A 443-nucleotide genomic window follows, 5' to 3' on the forward strand; every position below is an offset into this window, starting at 1 on the left:
CTCCGGGCCCGTGACCCCCCGCCCACCCCGTGAGACGATCGTCTTCACGGATCATCCGTACGGAGTATCCGCGGGTGCGCTCCCGGGCGGGCCGTCGCCCGGCCCACCGGATGATCGCCGAGGGGCGCAGCCGGGGTCGCCGACGGGTACGTCTCGGGAAGGGGTCCGGATGGCCAGGGGAACGTTCCGGGTGTTCGTCGGCAACAAGCGGCTGACCTGTACGTTCTGCGACCATCAGATCTTCGACCGGCGTGACGTGAAGCTCAACGGCACCGGGATGTCCATCCTCGGCCTGGACTGGGCCAACAAGGTGGCCTGCGGCCTGATCTGCGCACAGTGCGGCTACATGCAGATGTTCGTGGACCCGCAGATCCGCTACGAGGAGGTCTGAGCCCCGGCGCGCCGGCGTTCGCCCGGCCGGGCTCCCCCGCCCTCCGGTGCCC

At 70.4% G+C, this 443-nt stretch carries 1 protein-coding gene; it reads left to right on the top strand.

What is annotated here, in order from left to right; translation table 11 throughout:
• Positions 1-169 precede the first annotated feature (169 nt).
• Positions 170-391, top strand: coding sequence for a zinc ribbon domain-containing protein (locus FOE67_RS28310; protein WP_182667635.1), 222 nt, complete (start codon positions 170-172; stop codon positions 389-391).
• The last annotated feature ends 52 nt before the right edge of the window (positions 392-443 follow it).

The organism is Streptomyces calidiresistens, assembly GCF_014141525.1.
Classification (GTDB): Bacteria; Actinomycetota; Actinomycetes; order Streptomycetales; family Streptomycetaceae; genus Streptomyces; species Streptomyces calidiresistens.